This is a genomic window from Bacillus sp. FSL R5-0585, from assembly GCF_038004545.1.
GTDB classification, from domain to species: Bacteria; Bacillota; Bacilli; order Bacillales; family Bacillaceae_G; genus Bacillus_A; species Bacillus_A cereus.
Map to the genome: position 1 here is coordinate 264,253 of NZ_JBBORJ010000002.1, position 21,488 is coordinate 285,740.

The following is a 21,488-nucleotide window of genomic DNA, read 5'->3' on the forward strand; positions in this document are numbered from 1 at the left end:
TGTGTGGCGGTACCCCATCGCTATCAAGCTAAGCTTATGCAAAATCAATTTTAGACGAGATTGTTTCTTTTTTCTAAAGGGCAAGTGTAGGTGATTGAAAGATTTGCATACGAAATAAACCCTAACGGGTTTCACTTTTTTGAATTAAGCGGCTTGATTATCAGACAGGGTACAATTGTAAACGACACCTAATATATCAAAGACCGTTTTTTTCTCATATCGATGAGATTTCCGCCCGTTTTGCTGTAGGAGGTTGAACAGGCGAAGTAACACCCTTGATAGCTCTTGGGTGTTTTTTTGTATAGTTTGGAATAGAAGAAGAAAATAGTCTTTAATCATATATATGGCTTTATACTCACTAAGCTCTCGTTTTTTCTTCATGAGGAGCAATTGGCGCATTTGAAACATGATAGAAGAACAGAGTAGAATGGCAATCAATTGACCATATAAATGGCACTCCAATCGTTCTGATTTTATCTTTTTACAATGATGAATTTGAAAGAATGACTTCCACGTTTTAAATAAAATTTCGATTTGCCAACGCAAAGAATACCAGTCATGTACCTGTCCCATCGGGACAATATCTGTAGGGGTGTTTGTCATATATGCATTGATACCACTGAGTCGTTTACTACGAGGAGAATACTTCATTCCTTTCTTTTTTTCTCTTACAGTTTGATCTTGTAATCGTTTTTTTTGTTGTTCTTTTGTTAGTCGATGAACAATCACACGAGTTGGGACTTTATCAGTCATTCCTACATAAGCGTTGGATATTTCACATGTTTGTCCTGGTTGAAGAGAGTTCATTAAAACCTCCATATCTATCTGGATATACTCTGTACTTTTCTTGATTCTGCCATCTTGAAAATAATCAGGGTTAGGGTTCTTTTGATACATACGTGTATTCGATTTGATACGTGAGATATAATAAGCCTTTTTATCTTGTATATGTTGAAGATCTTTCAAATGAAAATAACCTAAATCTCGGATACATAAATCATTCGCTGACACATTTGGGACACACAGAGAACCGTAGGTTCGATCATGTTGTTTACCTGGGCCTGTATGAATATGTAGGAACTGTCCACTTAATAAATCATACTCAAGCTGAATCTTCACCCCAGCTGTATGGCTGCATCCTCCTGCACCTGGATAAACCGATGAAAATACATCAGGGAGTTGAAATGCAGTTGAATCTAAAATACGAATACGCTTGAAAACAGAAGTGTATGGATAAGAAATCGGCATAGATGCGGCCAATTTTTTGGTTAGTAGTTCGGCCAGTAGGTGTTGTAAAAGTTGGACGGCCGCCTTATTAAATCGTTGATTCAGTCCCTCAGGACTGATAAGTACTGCTGTTGATGCTTCTAAACAGCTAGATAACTGAGCTAAAGAAGTCATAGCTATATTTTGGCTCACCCATACACATAAAGCTACTAAATCTTTTGCTTGATACTTACTGCTTCGTTGTACAAAACCAACATCTCTAGCAAGATCTCGCAAGGTATTTGGAGATAACAAACTTTGAATCTCTTGAGCAAATAGTTGTAATTCGTCAGACACAGAAACAGACATAAAAAACGCCATCCTTTCCTATGATTCTACAGAAAGAATAGCGCATTTTTTCATTTTAGGGTGGCATTTCTTTTTATTAGTTTGATAGCGAGGTGACGATACCCCTTTATTATTTTTCAGACTTCGCTTGTTCTAAAATGTATGCTTCTTCTTGTTCCGGTGTCGCTAATTTGTATGCTTTACCAGTGCTGTTATTGTCCCATTCCCATAATAAATTATGCTCCTCAACCGATTGAGAGAAATCGCCTTCATACCAACGAACCAACATCTTAAGGTACTGTTCTTTATGTTGTAAGGTTCCACTATTACTTTCATCAATCGCTCGACGTACTTTTCCGATATTTTCTGGAGTCATTTTGATAAATCCTTGCTTTTCGTGAGATAATACTTTTTGATGAGTCATTTTGTGCATTGCATTGATTATATGACGATCAGAGTTGAGGTCAAGTATTACCTCTTCCCCTTTAATTCTCTCAGTCTGCTTTTCCTTAACGTCTGAACCTGCATACGTACCGACTTTGTAACCAGTAAAAATACCAACTGCTATAGCAATAACTAAGGTTGATGTGATTTTAATCCACTTTTTCAAACCTCTTCCCCCCTTTTATTGAAGTGTACCATAAAAGAAGAACTGTATACCCATATCTATCTGTGAGGTCTACATAACGCATCATTATCAGTAGTCAATGATGCATGAAATTGTCGTTCTGGGGGTAATTAAAAATCTTAGCTTGATAGCGATGTGGCGGTACCCCATGCCCGTCAAGCTAAGCTTTTGAGACACCCCCATAACGAAATTTTTAACTTCTACAGTTATTTATGAGAATTCAGCTCATTTTTTTGTTTTGGGAAACAATCAATTTCTTAAGTTGATGAGCATGGGGTCACCACATCAAAAAAATTGTACGTTAAGAAACTGGTTTGTAGTTTAGTTTGGGTTATATATTAACGATTTAGACTATAGAGCATTTGAGCACGAACGCGATCTATTGGTATATTTACAGGTATCTCTAAGAAATATTCTAACTGCCATATCTGAGTCTTTTGAGCCTGACGGCTCGTTGGCTTGTCCCAAGGTGGATAAACGCGTATTGCTCGTTTACCACCTTTACCTTTATTGGATACTATATCCTGATCAAATAGAACAGTTTTTGGAAATACAAATTGCCCAAAGTTATTCCCTTCGCGAGTACTAATAACAAACAAATCGACTGGATCTGATATGTCATATGGCTGAATCGGTCCATCCCCAATTCTCTCCCACAAAGTCACAAATTGTCCCACCTTTGTAGGAGTAATTTTAGCGACACGAAATCTAATGGAGAGAACATTCAAATTAAATACATAAGCCCCATACTCAGCGTTTTGTGCTTCTATTCGTGGTTGAGAACACTCGAGCCTGCATGGTCCATAGACAAGATCCTTAGTAGAAAGAAGGTCCCTATGAATTGTGACAGAGGGATCCCAGGAATTTTGACCGCTGAGATCAGCGTCTGAAAAGCCTCGATTTTTCTCATCCATTTGTTCGAATCCTCCATTTTAGTTAGTAAACTTACTATTCATTATTCAACCGACAGAAATATCCTTATACCACCATTTTTAGAGTGAAATTGAAAATCAGTTTTATATGCTCTTTTTATATCACTTTTCCAGATATCCACCCAAGCATTAAAAACACCTTGTGGATCAGTATGATCTACTTCTATAACATGATAATTGCCTGATGGAATGATGACACTACTTTCATCAATACATTTCTCTTCAGTACCAATATGCAAATCATAATCACCTGTAAAATCACTTTGATAATTATTATAAACAGCATATACATCACCTTTTAAATTTAAACGAAGAATCTCTTCCCATAGACTAAGTAGTGCATCTGTATTTTGATTATTTGTTCTTATTCTTTTGCCATAAATATGTTTTTCAGTAATTGCTACTTTCATTGTTAATTCCTCCTACTAGTTGATATAGAAAGTGTAGCATTCATACTATGACAACAGTCTGTCAGCTTTTATAAATAAATTTAATTTCATTCATATATTCATTTTTAAGCCATAGTGGGGATAGTATCTTTACATGCCTACCAAACATCAATAAAAATGGGAGTAAATTTTTATTAATATCATAATTAAAGGTTACTTTTAAACTCCCATCTTCCAGTACAGATATTTCATCCTCGGTAAAAAAATCGTATAGTTTCCCAAGTTCACTTTTCGAAAACAGTAATATAATTTCTTCCACTTTAGCTGACTTATTAGTCAAATACTCATTTTCTTCTGTATAGACAGTTCTAGTATTGTCATGTATTACTTCCATATTTCTTATTCTAGTCAATTTAAATAATCTTAAGGCCATTCTGGATTCACAAAAGGCTTCTAAATACCAACTACCATTCATAAAATTTAATTTTAAAGGTTGAATAATTCGACTAGATACATTCGCTGTTTGTGAAACATAAGAAATACAAATTTTATTTCCCTCATCAATTATAGAGAGCATTTTTTTTATCTTCACTTTTGTTTCATCTTCTATAATTTCTCTGTGCAGGGTAGATGACGTTATCGTGATATTAGAATGATGGTCTTCTTTATTTTCTTTCAATAGTTCTATTTTTCTTTGTAAAATTGACAGTTGATTCATATCGAATAATTCATTTTTTAATGTTAAACCTTCTAATAAAAATTTCTTTTCCTCTTCATTAAATGTAAATTTATCTAGTTGATAGTTATCAATTAAAGTAAATCCACCATTCTTTCCTAAATATGAAATAATAGGGATACCGATTGAAGACAAAGCATCCATATCTCTATAAATCGTTCTTGTACTTACTTCAAATTCATTGGCTAATTCTTCAGCAGACACTATGTTTTTCTTCAATAAGTAGATAAGTATTGAAAACATTCTCGCGGTTTTCATGGATTGTTTATCCTCCTATAGGTGTGTGAATAATTAATAGATTGAATCGCTACATCTGAAGATCACCCAGATTTAACGGAATCCCTTTTATATTCCAAGAGCGTTGCTACAAATAAAAAAAGAACTGGATATTGGGCAGCTCAATTCAATTTACTTTCATATTCTTTCATTAATTTATAAAACGTGTTTTTCCTTAGCTCTAACATTTCCATAAACATAACAGCAGTTATTTCTCCACTTTTCCATTTTGAATAAGTTTCTTCTATTATATTCATTTGTTGTTTACTTAAGGTCGAAAGGTTCACCTGAGGACGGCCTAAATGTTTTCCTTGAGACTTAGCTACTGCAATTCCTTCAGCTTGTCGCTGGCGAATTTTTTTGCGCTCTTGATCTGCAACGTAGGATAGCAAAGATAAAAATTGATCTTCCATTAATCGGCCCATATCACCCATCTCACGAAATTTCCGACTATCAAACAAGGTTTCGTTTTCTAAAACTACGATATTCGCTTGTAATTCTCTTGTTATATACTTCCATTCTGAAATTACCTCATCATAATTGCGGCCCATACGATCTAAGGCATCTATATAGACAATATCACCTTGACTCAATATTTTTCTTAGCAATTGATATTGTGGGCGATCAAAATTTCGTCCACTTGCTTTATCGACAAAAATGCGCCGAGCTTCCACTCCTCTTACCATCATCTTATGTAACTGACGTTGTTCATTTTGATCTTTTGTACTTACACGTATATATCCATAAATATTTGCCACGTTTTGTACTCTCCTCACATTTGTTACCACAATTATACCATTTTGTTTATAAAGGTGTTTATTAAAAATAAACGTTTATAAATCTATTCGAATCACCTTTATAAACTTGATATTCCAACGTTTCATAGATAGGGCTCGATAGTTTGTAAAGGTATACCTTTACAAACAGGTGTTTACTTTCTCTATTGTTGAATCGGGATCTTCTTTTTTGATAGGGTGAGGCTCTCTACATTGGGAACACATCAATTTCTTAGGGGAATATAATTTTGAGGGATTACATGTAACCAATTTATAATCCTTACGTCCTTTGTATATAAAAGAGTGGACTTATTCTTAACAGGGTAAAATCTGGCTGTTTCTTGTATAAATTCGCTTAGCATGTTTTTTCGAAATGCTGGGGTAATCCTAGTATGGCAAAAGCTTAATTTATCCAAAATTAAGAATAGTTAGTATATAATCTATCAATTTACTATATATAACATTTATGTAAGTATTGTTATAAGGACATTTTTTAAAACTTTCCCCTAATAAAGTTTTGAAAGAGTTGTCTCAGTATTTTCTATGTTGTAAATATGCCAAGAAAAGAGAATCCATTTGGTATTATCCCCTATAGGTAGACAGTAAAAAAAGAGTCCATCTGATATGATGGACTCAATACTGTTTTATCTGGAGGGGATTTTTTTATGGCAAGAAAAGGACAATCATTTCAAAAATATACAGAAGAACTAAAGCGAGAAGCAGTTCGTCTTCGATTAGAAGAGAGAAAATCATTGCGAGAAATTCGTGAACAACTCGGTGTGAAGAGCGATGCCCAGATTATTGAGTGGGTAAAACGTGCGCAACAAGGGGAGTCCTTTGATGATCAACGTGGTGTCTGGAATCGAAAGAATTTTAATAGTCTAGAAGAAGAAAATGCTTATTTGAAGGCACAGGTTGAGTATTTAAAAAAGCGCAATCCAAATCTACACGGGAAGGAATGGTCCTAAAGAAAGAACGATTTTCTCTTATCGATTCATTACGCCAAGCCTATCCACTCCGATGGTTGCTTCAAATCGCGGAAGTTTCTAAGGCTGGCTACTATAAATGGCGGAAATATCATAACGTGCAGCGTTTACGTCAGAAAAGGGATATGTGGCATAAAGAACATATTTTATCTATTCATCGTCAGCACCCTTACTATGGGTATAAACGTATGACTCGTGCTTTGGCTAGAGAAGGAATGGTAATGAATCATAAACGTGTTCGTCGTCTTATGAGAGAGCTGGGTATTCAATCTATCATTCGAAAAAAACGTCCGTTTTATGGAAGAAAAACATCTGTGGTATTTAAAAATCATTTGAATCGAGAGTTTCAAGCTGAAAAGCAAAATCAAAAATTCGTAACAGATATTACTTATGTACGAATCGGAGAACAATTTGCCTATTTGTCAGCTGTGTTAGATTTATACAACAATGAAATTGTTGCCTGGAAGCTATCTTCAAGAAATGATTTAGATTTGGTTTTAACTACATTACGTCAATTAGAAGGGAAGTCATTAACTACTAAGCCCCTTTTCCATTCAGATCAAGGGTTTCAATATACATCTAAATCCTACGCAAAACAGTTAGAGAAATTAGGATTTGTCGGTAGTCATTCTAGACGTGGAAACTGTTTTGATAATGCGTGTATCGAATCATTCTTCTCACATTTAAAAACAGAGAAGTTGTATTTAGTGTGCCCAAAAACATATGAAATGGCCTACCGAGCAATTCAAGAATATATTCAATTTTATAATACAGAAAGATTCCAAGAAAAACTTCACGGCCTTTCCCCGATAGAATATCGGGAAAAGGCCGTGGCATAATACTCTTTTTATTACTGTCTACTTGACAGGGAGATGACCAATTTGGGTTCTCTTTTCTCTTGAATTTCTCTATAATTCTATGCATTTTTTATACATTTCTATTTTGACGCGCCTTTTGGCCTCTCAAAAGTTCCCTATGTCTCCCCATTTTTTGCATAAAACCTTGCATACTCTTAGCGTGTTTTTTATCGAAATGCTTGTGGTACGCCTGTTAATATAATTTATCTAAATTATCTACTTTTCGTTATTTTAAAACCATATATACTATAAAAGATTAATTTCAATCTATGGAAATGAAGAGATTTATCATGTCTTCTTACGTCCACTGTTGCAAACATTCTAATTCCTTCATACTCTCAATCACTTTTTCGTCACTCACTTTATAATAAATTTCATTTCCTTTTCGCTCATAGGAAACCATTTTAAACTGTTTTAACTTTATTAATTGTTGTGACAATGTAGATTGTGGAACACGTAGTAACTTCTGTAACTCGGATACATTTAATGGACCTTTCAAAATTAATTCTCGAACTATCATCAAACGCATAGGATGTCCAAGCATCCGCAATATATCTGCAGGTCTCTCGTAATCACCAATCTTCATATAAAAAGCTTCTGACATAATCACTTCTCCTTTTTTAGTTAGCATTTTGTACATTCTAAAATCATCTATTTGTTTTGCCAATGTTTTAGATACATAAGGGATACCTTCAAGCAGTTATGTTTTTATAACTATATTATTTCCGAAGAAACTCCCTATATCTTCCTTGTTTTCTATTTTCTGGTACACTTAATTTCCGTCCAAACGTTTTCCTCCAAGCAATTTTTACTACTTTAATGTGCTACGCAGAGATCTGAGTTTGAAGTTTTACTTCTTTCAGGCCTAATGACAAGGGAGTTTTAAGCTATTAAGGATTTCTTTTTTGTATCTAAAGTCCAAAATAAAAAGATAAGATCAGGGAACACGATCTTATCTTTAGCACAAGGAGTAAACAAACGGATAACCATCATATTTATATTATAATTTCTTTTTTGTTAACTTTGAATATTAGAGTCGTAATTTAGTAGTATTCTATATTGAGAAATTTAGTAAAAGAATTTTCATCCGAAAATCCACTTTATTCATAGGTATATAAAATTTACAGAATAAAAATGAAATTTTAATAAAGTGGATAATTTATCCCCGTACATCTTCTCATATTATAAATATTGATTTTTATCCGAAATGTTTGTAATCAATTTTCCCACAACTTCTCTTCTTATTATATAGATAAAGAAAGATAAGGGGGTTTCATTTACATATATTTAAAAGTTATATTATGTATACTAGTTTTTCAATTGAATTAGTAATATGGACAAACTTTATTTTAATTTCTCTTTTATTTTTTCTGGTACATCTTCACTTTTAACTTCTTCATACCCATTAATTAATGAAATTTTATCTGGTGTTTTTTTATTAGCGCCTTTATCTTCATCGGCCGTAATTCTTAAATATGTTCCTTCTTTAATTTGTTTATTACTATTTGTAATAAATTGAATTGTTTTCTCTTCTCCATTTTCTTTAAATCCTTTTAAAGTGTATTGGAATGCATCTCTTTCTTTGGTTCCTTGACCTTCAATTTTTACATAATAAGTTTCTGTGAAAAACTTCCCAACGTAGCTACAACCTGTTAACAAACTCATAAATATAATTCCAGTTATACTCATAAAAACAATACGCGTCAACATGTAAATACTCCTTCATAAATATTTGAACTAATATTTATATTAATATATCATGCTGTATGAGTAATGGGGGTAAAGTCTGATTTTAGCCTCAGTCTTTTTTCTTGTACGAAGGTTTTATATGTAAAGTTTATATGCACTTATAGAAACTGACCAACTGGAAGATCAAGATTGATAGTAGTATTGCGTAACACTGATTCATTTTCCATGGATTTTTCTGAGAAAAGACGCATTAAAACAACAACTCTTATGTGTTCACTAGATAAGGCCTTTTCATCCTTACTACCGATAAGGGTTATATCTGGTACAACAGACCAAGCACCAGCACGTTTATAAAAATCAGCTAAAGATGGTTCACAAGTGAATATACCAAAATCTATATCACTTTGCTCCCTAATCCATTGAGTAGCTGTAGCAACTGTTTGTAAGCCAATTCCTTGGCCACGATAGTCCCGATCAGTTGTCACACAACTAAGCCCAGCTATATTAAATATTTGGCCATTATGAGTGATGGTTTTACGTATTACACCTGTATAACTGATCAGCTTTTCATCTATACAGATGTAAAATGAGCGTACATTCAGCTCTTTTTCATGAGCTTCTGGAATTTCTTCTTTATTAGGCATTGGACAGATAGTTGGCCACGTCCTATGTAGGATTATAGCAATTTTATGTCTTAAATCATCCGTTGTTTGATTGTACTCCATAGATTTTACAATATGAGTCATCATAATTTTTTTCTCACTTTCAGCCCTATTTTTTAAAAGAGTGTATGTTCAATTATTTTTGGATATATCCTTATAATTATATGTTTTATAAATGATGTCAATCCGCACTAGCTGTACTAAAAATAATTCGTAACATTACTAGTAAAACACCTTTTTGTTATACTGAAATCTGGTAATGGGAATAAAATACAGATTATGACCTATTTTTACACGTACCTTGGATGAATCCTATTATTAGGAAATATTGCTGCGGACCAGAACAGCTAACCCATCACTAGGCCTAAAAAAAAACGAAGTCATGGATTAGACTTCGTTTTTTCAGCTATACTTAACCTCGCCTTTTATCTCTTAACAAAAATTTGAAACCGAACACTATATTCCCTATTAATATAGTTAATCCAATCGAGCAAGCCGAAAAAACTTTTGAAGTATACATACTCATTTTCTAATTACATTAATATAAAAGGAATAAAAACGCTATAATATTTTTCAGTTTGGAAGAGCGTAGAATTTCACTTTAAATGTACCGTTAGAAGTATATCCGCTAGGAGGACCTGCGATATACAAATTCTTTCTATCATCTCCTGAAGGGATTGTTAGAATAGAACCATCTCTAACATTTGACCAAATTACAGGGTCTGTACCTGATTTATCTCTTGCAATTTTAAATGACAAAGAGGTAGCACCTTCTCCTTCTAAAACAACTCGTACTTTAGTACCTGCGGCAAGATGTTCAAGTGAAAAATTATTACTTGATCTACTGCTTTGACCAGGCTGTGCCTTATAGAGTGACTCCACTTCTCTTGTTAAATTTCCTGTTACATTGGAAAATCTAAACTTTTGATTATTACTACCATGGTAATTATATACTAAAACATTCGTTCCATTTGCAGTACCATTACCACTTACATCTAACACTTTGTTTGGATCTTTCTTATTCCTTACATAATAGTATCCATTCCCAGCTTCTGTTAGTAACCAGTATTGCTCTTCCTTATTTTGATTAGATGTAGCAACTACATTATTTGAACCATTAAGATCATTCCAAGCTAATACTAAATTTTCATTTGTTACGCTTTTAAATTGATATTCATTTTTATTTGAGTCGTATACTAGTTTCCATTTTTGATTATTACCGTTGTTATTTTGCCATAAGATAATCTTATTATCTGCTTGATTCATATCTATCACACTACGATCATTTAATGCGGAAACTATTTGATAAGTATCACCATTTTCCAGTTCCACTGCATAAGGGTCAAAACTAATGGGTGGCTTTGCACTAGCAAGAGATTTTTCAAAATTTCCATCTTTGATTTCAAGTGTTGCAGATCCAAAGTTCGTAGTCATTAGTTTTTCTCTAATAGCTTGGCTTGGATAGCCAGCCCAACCAACCATTGGTAGTTGGAGCCACTGATGATAATGGTTTTCTGGTGGCTCATCATTGCTATTAGCCAAGCGAAAAGCATGTGTCAAGCCGCCGTCCTTATGGTATACAATTTTCGGGTGGTTTCCATTGAATCTAACATCTGAGCTAAGTTTAGTGTACCAATTACCATGTGCTGAATAAGTTACATATTGAACCTGACCATCTTTAACCCAAACTATTGTGTGTTCCCAGTCATGTCGATGTCCAGACGATCCAGGGCCTAAAGCAGCTTGATCTTTCTCAAAGTAACTCGCATACATAATTGCAGTCCAACCATTATTTGATTTGGCCCGAGAATAGGTGTTTGAATTTTCCAGTTGGCGAAGATCTCTACAGTGACCGTTCACGTCACCGCCCAATGGTAGGCCAGGGTTAGTCGTGCCATCTGGAGAAATTGCTGCAGTCGCATAACATCCATCTGTGTCGTAGTCATATACAGGAGCATATTCTAACTCTATAGTTGACGCGTTTTGTGGTAGTGCCTGGATTACATCCCCATATACTTTTGAGGTAGAAAGAAGCCCCTTATCAAATTGTCCACCTAAGTTGAATGCAAATGTACTTAATACAGTCAACATAGCTATCACTATTTTTGATAATAATCTCATATTAATCCTCCTAATTGATAATATTTGGTGCAATCTAAATATATATTAAACTAGAAAACGTTACATATACTGTTAATATTTTTCAAAAATATATGTAATATTCTGTAATTAAAAGTTGGTTTTAATAGATTATTATAGATATACACACGAAGGAGTTCTTAATAATGCCCAACAATATAAAGAAAAGGAATGGAGATTCGATCACATATAAAACATAATGATTGTGGAAATGAATTTATTGTCATGACCTCTAACTTTTTAAAGGGAAGAGGCTGTCCAAATTGCAAAGGGAAGAGAATTAGTATGGTTAAAATAAAAATATATAATGAATTTGTAAAAAGAGTATACCAACTAGTAGGGAACGAATACAAAGTCATTGGCTCTTATGAAAAAGCAAGAAAGAAGATACTTATGTAACACACGATTTGTGGTCATACATATGAAGTAACTCCTTCATATTGTGTTCCAGGAACTAGATGTCCCTATTGTAATGAAAGTAAAGGGAAAACGTATTATTAAAAGCTACCTTAAAACACATAATATTCGTTTTAAAAGAAAATTCACATTCCCAGATCGTAAAAATATTAAGTTATTAAAATTTGATTTTGTTATTTTTAATAAAAATAACTATTTAGTAGCTTTAATTGAATTTGATAGTGAACAGCATTTCAAAGCAGTTCCATACTTTGGTGGAAAAAAGAAATATAAGCAGACAAATAAAAGAGATCTGATAAAAAATGATTACTGTCAAAGTAGTGATTTAAAATTAATAAGAGTACCATATTAGGGGTCACCATACATGCCCATCAACTTAAGGGGGAAATAAGCTGAACCTTCATTCAGCCAGGTTAAAACATTCTTAAAATAGAAGTATATTCTTAAAAATGCGTATACCAAATAAACCCTAACGGGTTTCGCTTTTTTTATTATGCAATTTTCTTTTTTTTTTCTCAATCCAGTATACTCATAGACAACACCTAGAATATCAAAGACAGTTTTCTTCTCATATCTGTGAGATTTTCGTCCATTCTTCTGTAAAAGATGGAACAAGCGGAGTAAAATCCTTGTTATTTCTCGGGTGTTTTGCTGTATAGCTTGATAAATAATGTATAGATGATCTTGTATCATTCCAATGGCTTTATATTCGCTTAATTCTCTTTTCTTCTTTTTTAAAATTAATTGTCGCATCTTAAACATAGTAGAAGAACATAGAAAAATAGCGATGAGTTTTCCATAAATGTGGCATTCTAATCGCTCTCGTTTGATATTTTGCCAGTCATGAATTTGAAATAAGGATTTCCAAGTTTTAAAGATAATTTCAATCTGCCAGCGAAGAGAATAAAAATCATGTATTTGTTCCATCGGAACCCATTCCAAAGGTGTATTGGTAACATAAATGTTCATACCAGCTAATCGTTTGCTTTTCTCTGAGTACGTAATACCCTTTTTACTTTCCGTATACACTTGTTTTTTCTTACGTTCTCGAAGCTGTTTTTCAGTTAATCGATATATAATAACTCGTGTAAATAGCTTTTTATTCTTTCCAATATAAGCTTCTGTTATTTCATAGACCTGTCCTGGTTTTAAGGTATTCATAATGTGTTCTAAATCAACTTTGATGTACTGGGACTGTTTTTTTACTGTGCCATTTCGAAAATATTCAGGAGACTTATTTTTGATATACACCATATTATTTAGTTTAAGCCTCGATATATAATACACTCCACGCTGATCCATTTGATCTAAATCCTCCAGTGAATAATAGCCTAAATCCCGAATACATAAATCGCCAGGCTGTAATGTCGCTAAACATTCTGTTCCAAAGGTCTTATCATTATTCTTCCCCGGTTCAACTTGAAAATTTAAAAACTGTCCGCTATGTAAATCATATTCTAATTGAATCTTTATACCCGCTGTTTGTGCACAACCACCTGACCCAGGATACACACTTGCTAAATGTTTTGGCACTTGAAAAATCGTTGCATCTAAAATACGAATCCGTTGAAAATAGGTAATTGAAGAGCTTGGAATCAATGATGTGTCACAAATTTTATTTTTTAATAATGTGGAGAAAATATGCTTTAAAAAGCAAACCGCTTTCTTATTAAAACGTTTATTGAGTCCTTCTGGACTCATAAGAGTTCCCGTAACAGCATGAAGTTGACTACACAATCGTACTAAAGAATCACTAGCTACCTGCTGACTAATCCAAACACAGATAGTAGCTAAATCCTGCCCTGAAAACTTACGTTTCCGTTGTACCACCCCTAGTTCTTTAGCGAGATTTTCTAGAAATGAAGGAGTAAGATGTTTAAATAATTCTTCAGCAAATAATTGTAGTTCATTTTGAATCGAAAGATTCATAAAAAACGTACCCCTTTCTAATAGTTGTTTCTTTAAAATAAAGTTTGATCAAAAACTTCTTATACATCCAAATTCTATGGTAAATAAAAAGAATCCATTTTGATCAATCTTGTTCAAAATGGATTCTTTCTTTATAATTGGGTGTTCAATTTTTATAAAAAATTTTAATCTTGTTTTCACTATTTATTTAAAAGTACATTAAGAAAGAACAGGTTAAACAGAAAATTAAGTTTTCATATTTACTTGATGATTATATTTAATAAAGAGGCGGCTTTAGGCCATCCAACGTAAAAGGCCATATGTGTTATCAGAGCAATAATTTCCTTTTCGCTAATTCCGTTCTTTTCAGCTAATTGTAGATGAAATGGTAATTGTTCAGTATTCCCTATACTAATTAGGGCGGATAAGGTACATAAACTTCTTTCTCTGGATGTTAAAGTAGGATCTCTCCATATTCTTTCAAATAATATGTTTTCACTATAATCAACAAAATCGGGAGCCATTTCTCTCATTTTCTGTGGTATATTGGATTCGACACGATCATTCACTATTCTTTCCCTCCCTCATATTAACCAATTGTGCTACTCCTTGACCAAATGACCAGTTTTCAGCTGATGTCTCGTTTAATATAATAAAGATATCAGTTGTAGAGATGTTTAAATGATTAGAAATAGCTCTTGATATGGATTGATACAACCTCTTTTTCTGGTTTATTGTTCTTCCTGGCCCACATGTAATAGAAACATGCAGAATGTTTTCTGTTCTCTTTTTTTCTTCTTCTAACAGGTAATACGGATCATAAAAAAATTGATTAGGAGGATAGGGAACAAACATTTGAAAATAATCTTTTTCAGGTATTTCGAAATGTTCAATTAACGATTTATGAATACTATTGCTCACCTTTTTTAATTCTTCTTTATTCGATAAACCTTCAGGGTAGTAAACGCTAACAAAAGGCATATATTCTCATTCCTTTTTTGGTTGTATCGTTTTTGAGATTAAATTCTATTCTGAAATATGTAAAACCTCATATAATGTAAGATGGTCTTGTAATTCAATTTCTGGTTTTTCTTGATAAAAACTAAATTGGCTATAACCCCATTTATCAGGATTATAAACTAATAGGTTCCCTAAACTGTTTTCCGCATTTTTCACATATTTATTAATAGTATTAAATGGAATTTGGCTTAACGACTTACTTTGAGGAATATTTCCTGTATATTCAACAACATATTTACTTTTATTAAAGTCTTTGTCTAAGTTAATAGATAAAGGGACACCAATATTAATTTGTTGCCATCAAAAGGATTCTAGAATATTGTCATAAAAACCATCAAAGATAAATTTGTTCATTCCTTCATGGTTATTCCAAATATATAACGGGGCATAAGAATTATATAAATTTTTATTTTCTCCAGCCTCAGTAATTAAATACGCCTTAAAATTTAATCCTTGAAAACCATCTGTTTTATACCCATTCTGTTTTACCCTTTTTCTAATAATCTCTATATCATAATCTTTTGGTAAAATAATCTTATATTGCATCCCAATCATGTTTATCACTCACTTTCAATATTATATATATTATAATAGTTTGCTATTAAGCTAGTGTAAAATAGGTATAAATTATGCTTGCTATCATTTATAATGATACCCAATAAAGGGTTAAAATGAAGGAGCTTATCGTATTTAAAACTTTGGTAAGTGAAGGATTAATTAGTAATGCTACAAAAGGGTAGGGTATGTTTAAACATATGTAACTGAACGAATTAATTAAAAGTTTAGAACAAAAGTTAGAAATGACGCTACTACATAGATATAACAAAGGCATTTCACTATTACCATCAGTTGCTCTTTTGTTAAATTATGCCTATGGATTATTAAATCTAGTAGAAGAAGCAAAAAATGTAAATAAAATGTGTGACGCTCTTTATCGAATAGCAATGTTATTTCTCCTATACAAGACTATTGTTTAGGAGAAATAACGTTTTTTTTACAATTGGAGATATTTAACATTCTTAAGTTGATGGGCATGATACTTATCCCCTATAAAAGAAAAAAATCCATTCTAATAAGTCTTTTATCAAGATCTTAATCAAAATGGATTTCTAACTTTATAGAGACTGGTTTTTAACTATACATCTCTTGCAGTTTCACTAAGTTTTTTTTATGATTTGATAATCCAATAGTAAAACTATTTGGATTCATAACGATATCCCCTTTGTTATCTTTTAATGTAACAATAACTTTAGACTTTATTAGCCCTCTTTTTACTTTAATACCCTCTACATCTTCAATATCAATTATTATCTTATTACCATTAAGCTTACCAGTTAACGGATTCAATTCAAGCATCATTATCCTCTTATTAGTAAAGCAAATCACTTGATGTTGATTTTCTAAAAATGCACCAGGACCAAATTTAATATATTCTGATGTTGCCGCCATTTTCATAGTGTAAAAATAATAAAAATACGATTCATCTTCATATGCTACCTCATTAAATAGTTCATCTAATACATTATTGTTTAACATTTTTATTCCCCCGATATGCTAATAATCCATTACCATTTACCCTATTTCTTCCTATCCGCATTTTAATTTTACCATAAATTAGAATTAAGTTAGAATTTAGTTAAGGTTAATAATCAATCAAAAAATTCCCACATATTTATTTCAATAGCTAATTTAACCATTGGGGTGAAGAATAATGATAAGTTATAAAAATTGGAGCGAGGTCCCCTTAGAACTTGCAAGCAAAACTAAACTCAACAAAGAAGGTTTAAAGCCTTTAGAAGCTCCTGTAGCTAAGGTATTCCAGAGAGTAAATAATAGATATATAGAGCTATATGAACGCTCAAAATCAGAAAAAAAACGGCAATTATCTGATAAGCAAAAACTAGCGCTATCAAATGGTAGAAAATTAGGTATAGAGCAACGGACTTGTAAACAGTGTGGCCATTTTGTTCAAAGTAAAGCTAAACTACGTTTAAGTCTCTGCCCTAGCTGCTACGAACACCAAGTAATTATGAATCAATTAAAAGAAACAAAATTAAAAATCAAAACGTTTATCAACAAAACTTTTATAAATGAAGATCAGTTTGTTATTTTAGATACCGAAACAACTGGACTTACTCCAAGAGATCAAATTATTGAGATAAGCGTAATTAATTTAGCAGGAAACATCCTATTAAACACTTTAGTTAAGCCATCTATAAATATTCCAGCTGAAGCAACCTCCATTCACGGTATTACAAATGAAATGGTTCAAGATGCACCATCGTGGACAGCAATATATAAAGAGTTACGTGAAGTTACCGTAGGAAAAACTTTACTTATCTATAACGCTGAATTTGATTTAGGTATGATAGAAAACACCTGTATTGCTAACAATGTAGAATTTAAGGATTTTAAATCCACATGTGTTATGAAAATGTACGCCGACTATGTAGACTCAAAAAAATGGATTTCATTAAGTGATGCAACGGAATTAACAATTAAACACCGGGCAGCTGCTGACTGTTTTGCTGTCCTGGAATTATTACAACAACTCAAAGATAGTCCAATAGATTAGAATACTGTAAATAAGACTAATTTACTAACATAAAAATAAGCACATCCTGTAAAAAGAGATGTGCTTATTTTTTTATTTTTATGCGTTTTTACGTTTTAAGAAAATTACTCCACCAACAATTAACAGCAATGCACCTGCAGCCATAGAGATCCAACTTTCAAGGTCAGCACCTGTTTGCGGTAACCATCCAATTTTAGATTGAACTTCTTTTTTAGGTTGTGGTTGTTCTGTAGTTGGAGTATTTTTATCTTGATGCGGATGTTCTGGTTTTGGTTGCTCTGGTTTTACTTCTTTAAATTTCACCGTTTGACCCTTATCTTCGATGTCAACATGAATAGCTACCAAGATGTTATCTTGATACAATTCTTCAAACACTAACACTTCTTTACCTTGTAATGCAGAAGCGTTGAATGTGAAATCAAGTGTGATAGAGGCATTTTTTCCTTTTACAGCAAACTTAGATTCTACTGTTACTTCTTTACCATCAACTAATAATGTTTTTTTGTTACTTTATCCATTAGTTTGCCTTTTACTATATACTCTTTACCCACGATTAAGTCTTTGTATTCCACTTTATCTTGTATTTTTTGTATAACCTAGCTTAATTTCACATCATGTTTTTCTCCATTATTCCTATTTTCAAAACCTGAGATTGTATTGATCATATTCTTTTCTAATAACTTTTTTAATTTCGTGCTAGTTATTTTCTTTTTCAACATGATGTTATTTTTCTTTTATTTTGGGTAAACACATATTAGAGGTAGAAAAACGGAAAACTTCTCTTATTCTAAAATAATTCCCTCGATACAAAGATACTGTCTCGTACCAGTATTCAACTTAACAAATATGTTTTAGGAAGGTTAGAAAAATGGATATTTTATTAGCAATTTTACCAGCCTTATTTTGGGGAAGTATTGTACTGTTCAACGTTAAGCTAGGAGGCGGTCCTTACAGTCAAGTACTTGGAACTACCCTTGGCGCTCTAGTTTTTTCTATCGGTGTTTATATTTTTATAAAACCCGTTTTGACGCCTATGGTGATAATTATCGGGATTATATCAGGCCTATTTTGGGCATTAGGACAAGCCAATCAATTGAAAAGTATTGATTTAATTGGGGTTTCTAAAACAATGCCTATTTCAACAGGAATGCAATTAGTTTCGACTACTTTATTTGGGGTCATTGTATTTCATGAATGGTCAACAACAACATCTGTTGTATTAGGTGTTCTGGCACTTCTTTGTATCATAATTGGAATCGTTCTCACATCTCTCCAAAGCAAAGAAGAGAAAAACAATGAACAAACAGGAAATTTCAAAAAAGGGATTGTGATTTTATTAATTTCAACTCTTGGTTACTTAGTATATGTGGTAATTATCCGCCTATTCGGTATAGACGGATGGTCAGCGTTATTACCACAAGCCATTGGTATGGTATTAGGTGGAATCCTATTAACCTTTAAGCATCAACCATTTAATAAATATGCAGTTCGCAATATTATTCCTGGTTTAATTTGGGCAGCCGGAAATATGTTTTTATTTATTTCCCAGCCACGTGTAGGGGTGGCAACAAGTTTTTCCCTTTCCCAAATGGGGATCGTGATCTCAACTTTAGGTGGAATTTTTATATTAGGTGAAAAGAAAACAAAACGACAATTTATTGCAATTGTCATTGGAATTATCTTCATTATTGCAGCTGGCATTATGTTAGGAATTGCAAAAGGATAAAAAGGAGGAAAAAATTATGTATACAGATTTAAAAGGGAAAGTTGTTGTTATTACAGGTGCATCCACAGGATTAGGAAGAGCGATGGCAATTCGTTTTGGAGAAGAACAAGCCAAAGTTGTAATTAATTATTATTCAAACGAATCAGAGGCAAATGAAGTAGTACAAGTAGTTAAGCAAGTAGGTGGAGAAGCAATTGCGGTAAAAGGGGATGTAACAGTTGAATCAGATGTTATCAATCTCATTCAATCTGCTGTGAAAGAATTTGGTACACTGGATGTAATGATTAATAATGCGGGTATCGAAAATTTAGTACCTTCACATGAAATGCCATTAAGTGATTGGAATAGGGTAATTGCTACGAATTTAACAGGGGCTTTCTTAGGGAGCCGGGAAGCAATTAAATATTTTGTTGAGCATGATATTAAAGGTAGTGTTATTAATATGTCAAGCGTTCACGAGCAAATTCCATGGCCATTATTTGTACACTATGCAGCAAGTAAAGGTGGCGTTAAGCTAATGACAGAAACATTAGCACTAGAATATGCACCAAAAGGAATCCGTGTAAATAATATTGGTCCTGGTGCTATGAATACGCCGATCAATGCTGAAAAATTTGCGGATCCAGAAAAACGTGCCGATGTTGAAAGTATGGTTCCTATGGGATATATCGGAGAACCGAAAGAAATTGCAGCGGTAGCAGCATGGCTTGCTTCTTCACAAGCGAGCTATGTAACAGGTATTACACTGTTTGCTGATGGTGGTATGTCGCTATATCCATCTTTCCAAGCTGGACGTGGTTGATTGATATATAACTAAATTAGTTAAATTCAATAAGTTTAAAAGCGGCAGTTAGCTTTTTTATTGAATAAATTTTTAATCATTCGTGACATCACATGCATTTTGCGAAAAATAAGCACATCCTGTAAAAACAGATGTGCTTATTTTTTAATTTTTTATGCGTTTTTACGTTTTAAGAAAATAACTCCACCAACAATTAACAGTAATGCGCCTGCAGCCATAGAAATCCAACTTGTAAGGTCAGCACCTGTTTGTGGTAACCATCCAATTTTAGATTGAACTTCTTTTTTAGGTTGTGGTTGTTCTTTTACTTGCTCTTTTGGTTGCTCTGGTGTTGGCGTATTTTTATCTGGATTTGGCTGTTCTGGTTTTGGTTGTTCCGGTTTTGGTTGTTCCGGCTTTACCTCTTTAAATTTCACTGTTTGTCCTTTATCTTCAATTTCAGCGTGAATAGCTACTAATATATTATCTTGATACAGTTCTTCAAATACTACTACTTCTTTACCTTGTAATGCAGAAGCATTAAATGTGAAATCTAGTGTGATAGAACCATTCTTCTCTTTAGCAGTAAACTTAGATTCTACTGTTACTTCTTTACCATCAACTAATAATGGCTTGTTTGTTGCTTTATCCATTAGTTTACCTTTTACAACGTACTCTTTACCCACGATTAAGTCTTTGTATTCCACTTTATCTTGGATTGTTACAGATTTAGAAGCATCTAACTCTTTAGAACCATCAGCTTTATTTGTAGCTGTCGTTTTAATAGAAGGCTCTACAAATCGAACTGTTTGACCTACATCGTTAATATCAGCGTGAGTAGCAATTACTTGACCTTCATGTAATAAGTCTTCAAACACGACTACTTCTCTTCCTTGCTGTTCAGCACCAACAAAAGTAAAGTCTAATGTTACAAAACCATTCTTTTCTTTTGCAATAAACTTAGTTTCAGCTGTTACTTCTTTACCATCAATTAATAATGGTTCGTTAATAGCTTTGTTCATTAATTTTCCTTTTACAGTGTACTCTTTACCCACAACTAAGTTAGTGTACTCCACTTTGTCTTGAATAGTGATAGAATCCTTTGAATGAATCTCTTTTCCACCATCAGCTTTGTTTGTAGCAGTTGTTTTTACTGACGGCTTAACGAACTTAACTGTTTGACCTTTATCATTGATATCAGCATGTGTCGTAACAACTTTTCCGTCTTTCAGTAACTCTTCGAATACTACTACTTCTTTTTCTTCTAAACCAGTTGCATCAAAAGTGAAATCTAGTGTAACAGAACCAGCTGCTTCTTTTGGTGTAAACTTCGTTTCAGCAGTTACTTCTTTACCATTTACAACGAATGGTTTATTAGTCTTTTTATCCATTAATTTACCTTTTAAAGTGTACTCTTTACCTACTTGTAGGTCTTTG

The 21,488-nt window shown here is 33.0% G+C and carries 19 protein-coding genes and 3 pseudogenes; 5 read left to right on the forward strand and 17 right to left on the reverse strand.

What is annotated here, in order from left to right:
• Nucleotides 1-144: 144 nt before the first annotated feature.
• From MKY38_RS27765 to MKY38_RS27790, 6 genes are all read right to left on the reverse strand, one after another.
• A complete protein-coding gene (locus MKY38_RS27765) occupies nt 145-1,575 on the reverse strand; it encodes an IS4 family transposase (RefSeq protein WP_341050756.1) in 1,431 nt (476 codons plus the stop codon).
• Nucleotides 1,576-1,684: 109 nt separating this feature from the next.
• Complete coding sequence (locus MKY38_RS27770) at nt 1,685-2,164, reverse strand: PRK06770 family protein (protein ID WP_048565371.1); 480 nt, start codon at nt 2,162-2,164, stop codon at nt 1,685-1,687.
• Nucleotides 2,165-2,520: 356 nt separating this feature from the next.
• Complete coding sequence (locus MKY38_RS27775; RefSeq protein ID WP_262937034.1) at nt 2,521-3,096, reverse strand: MepB family protein; 576 nt, start codon at nt 3,094-3,096, stop codon at nt 2,521-2,523.
• A gap of 41 nt (nt 3,097-3,137) precedes the next feature.
• On the reverse strand, nt 3,138-3,524 hold the full coding sequence (locus MKY38_RS27780; protein ID WP_262937033.1) for a GyrI-like domain-containing protein: 387 nt from the start codon (nt 3,522-3,524) through the stop codon (nt 3,138-3,140).
• 61 nt (nt 3,525-3,585) lie between these two features.
• Nucleotides 3,586-4,497 carry a helix-turn-helix transcriptional regulator gene (locus MKY38_RS27785; protein WP_262937032.1) on the reverse strand — a complete coding sequence of 304 codons (912 nt, stop codon included), beginning with the start codon at nt 4,495-4,497 and terminating at the stop codon, nt 3,586-3,588.
• A gap of 140 nt (nt 4,498-4,637) precedes the next feature.
• Entirely contained in the window at nt 4,638-5,273 is a 636-nt protein-coding gene (locus MKY38_RS27790) for a recombinase family protein (RefSeq protein WP_341050762.1), read from the reverse strand.
• A gap of 683 nt (nt 5,274-5,956) precedes the next feature.
• Between MKY38_RS27790 and MKY38_RS27795 the strand changes: the two genes are divergently transcribed.
• Nucleotides 5,957-7,116, forward strand: a protein-coding gene (locus MKY38_RS27795; RefSeq protein ID WP_087874946.1) for an IS3-like element ISBth8 family transposase whose coding sequence is annotated in 2 segments (ribosomal slippage) — nt 5,957-6,215 and nt 6,215-7,116 — 1,161 coding nt in all. Because the reading frame shifts where the segments join, the coding sequence is not laid out codon by codon here.
• A gap of 316 nt (nt 7,117-7,432) precedes the next feature.
• Here MKY38_RS27795 and MKY38_RS27800 read toward each other — a convergent pair.
• The 4 genes from MKY38_RS27800 to MKY38_RS27815 all read right to left on the reverse strand — a co-directional run bounded on the left by MKY38_RS27800 (nt 7,433) and on the right by MKY38_RS27815 (nt 11,606).
• Nucleotides 7,433-7,738: an ArsR/SmtB family transcription factor gene (locus tag MKY38_RS27800; protein WP_262937031.1), complete on the reverse strand. Its 306-nt coding sequence runs from the start codon at nt 7,736-7,738 to the stop codon at nt 7,433-7,435.
• A 740-nt stretch (nt 7,739-8,478) separates the two neighbouring features.
• Nucleotides 8,479-8,844 (reverse strand): YxeA family protein, encoded by a 366-nt coding sequence (locus MKY38_RS27805; RefSeq protein ID WP_262937030.1) that lies wholly within the window; start codon nt 8,842-8,844, stop codon nt 8,479-8,481.
• A gap of 137 nt (nt 8,845-8,981) precedes the next feature.
• Nucleotides 8,982-9,572 (reverse strand): GNAT family N-acetyltransferase, encoded by a 591-nt coding sequence (locus tag MKY38_RS27810; RefSeq protein WP_262937029.1) that lies wholly within the window; start codon nt 9,570-9,572, stop codon nt 8,982-8,984.
• Between the two features lie 486 nt (nt 9,573-10,058).
• The gene (locus MKY38_RS27815) at nt 10,059-11,606 is read right to left on the reverse strand and encodes an NPP1 family protein (protein WP_341050766.1); all 1,548 of its coding nucleotides are present in this window, start codon (nt 11,604-11,606) and stop codon (nt 10,059-10,061) included.
• A gap of 490 nt (nt 11,607-12,096) precedes the next feature.
• On the opposite strand from MKY38_RS27815, the gene MKY38_RS27820 reads away from it, so the two are divergent.
• A complete protein-coding gene (locus MKY38_RS27820) occupies nt 12,097-12,393 on the forward strand; it encodes a DUF2726 domain-containing protein (RefSeq protein ID WP_262937027.1) in 297 nt (98 codons plus the stop codon).
• A 149-nt stretch (nt 12,394-12,542) separates the two neighbouring features.
• Here the strand turns inward: MKY38_RS27820 and MKY38_RS27825 are convergent.
• The 5 genes and pseudogenes from MKY38_RS27825 to MKY38_RS27845 all read right to left on the reverse strand — a co-directional run.
• Nucleotides 12,543-13,970 (reverse strand): annotated as a pseudogene (locus tag MKY38_RS27825) (IS4 family transposase); the annotation flags it as partial.
• Between the two features lie 239 nt (nt 13,971-14,209).
• Complete coding sequence (locus MKY38_RS27830) at nt 14,210-14,518, reverse strand: carboxymuconolactone decarboxylase family protein (RefSeq protein WP_050822565.1); 309 nt, start codon at nt 14,516-14,518, stop codon at nt 14,210-14,212.
• Nucleotides 14,511-14,930 carry a tautomerase family protein gene (locus tag MKY38_RS27835; RefSeq protein ID WP_153600923.1) on the reverse strand — a complete coding sequence of 140 codons (420 nt, stop codon included), beginning with the start codon at nt 14,928-14,930 and terminating at the stop codon, nt 14,511-14,513. Before MKY38_RS27835 ends, MKY38_RS27830 begins: the two co-directional genes overlap by 8 nt.
• 45 nt (nt 14,931-14,975) lie before the next feature.
• Nucleotides 14,976-15,524, reverse strand: a pseudogene (locus MKY38_RS27840) (DUF4865 family protein).
• Between the two features lie 576 nt (nt 15,525-16,100).
• Complete coding sequence (locus tag MKY38_RS27845; protein WP_088093262.1) at nt 16,101-16,505, reverse strand: PH domain-containing protein; 405 nt, start codon at nt 16,503-16,505, stop codon at nt 16,101-16,103.
• A 175-nt stretch (nt 16,506-16,680) separates the two neighbouring features.
• Between MKY38_RS27845 and MKY38_RS27850 the strand changes: the two genes are divergently transcribed.
• On the forward strand, nt 16,681-17,544 hold the full coding sequence (locus MKY38_RS27850; protein WP_098939075.1) for a 3'-5' exonuclease: 864 nt from the start codon (nt 16,681-16,683) through the stop codon (nt 17,542-17,544).
• Between the two features lie 78 nt (nt 17,545-17,622).
• Here MKY38_RS27850 and MKY38_RS27855 read toward each other — a convergent pair.
• A pseudogene (locus tag MKY38_RS27855) lies at nt 17,623-18,128 on the reverse strand (VaFE repeat-containing surface-anchored protein); the annotation flags it as partial.
• Between the two features lie 284 nt (nt 18,129-18,412).
• On the opposite strand from MKY38_RS27855, the gene MKY38_RS27860 reads away from it, so the two are divergent.
• Together MKY38_RS27860 and gdh are read left to right on the forward strand one after the other, a co-directional pair.
• Nucleotides 18,413-19,270, forward strand: coding sequence for a RhaT/GlcU family sugar-proton symporter (locus MKY38_RS27860; protein ID WP_341050775.1), 858 nt, complete (start codon nt 18,413-18,415; stop codon nt 19,268-19,270).
• 16 nt (nt 19,271-19,286) lie between these two features.
• Nucleotides 19,287-20,072 (forward strand): glucose 1-dehydrogenase, encoded by a 786-nt coding sequence (gene gdh, locus MKY38_RS27865; protein WP_341050778.1) that lies wholly within the window; start codon nt 19,287-19,289, stop codon nt 20,070-20,072.
• A 152-nt stretch (nt 20,073-20,224) separates the two neighbouring features.
• On the opposite strand, the gene MKY38_RS27870 is transcribed toward gdh, so the two are convergent.
• Nucleotides 20,225-21,488 (reverse strand): VaFE repeat-containing surface-anchored protein (locus MKY38_RS27870; protein WP_341050781.1); only part of this gene is annotated, 1,264 nt, incomplete at its 5' end.